Annotated in this window: 1 pseudogene; it reads left to right on the forward strand. The window is 28.9% G+C overall.

Annotated features, from left to right (window positions below):
* Positions 1–115, forward strand: a pseudogene (locus tag HGB55_RS15560) (Fic family protein); the annotation flags it as partial.
* Positions 116–453: the final 338 nt, after the last annotated feature.

Here is a 453-nt window from a genome sequence, read left to right on the forward strand (position 1 = left end):
TTCTGCAACTGCAAGTAGAGATTTAAAAAAAGGGGCAGAATTAAATTTATTTAAAAAAATCGGGGAAAAGAATAAAACTAAGTACAAATTAATAACTGGGCACAACAATGTATAACCAAAATTGCTTATTTCTGTAAATTAGAATGTTTCTAAATCTAAAAAATATTATATTTAAACAACCGAAAATTGCAATTTAAAACTCGCAACTTTCGTTATACTAACCCGTTGTATTTAATATGATCAGCCTTTTGGGTTCCAAATAAACATTTTCGGACTCATTAAAGATAGGATTAAGTACAATTTTTAAAATACTAATGAAAGAGACTTTTATGGAAGTTTCGACTCAAACTGTACGATTGACATCGTTGAGAGTTTCACTATCAAAACGTTGATAACGTATAACAGTTTGGCGAAGTTAGCAGAAAATAATGACATAGTCAAGTGATTTTCAGA

Origin of the sequence: Lutibacter sp. B1 (genome assembly GCF_012524075.1) — a bacterium.
Lineage (GTDB): Bacteria > Bacteroidota > Bacteroidia > Flavobacteriales > Flavobacteriaceae > Lutibacter.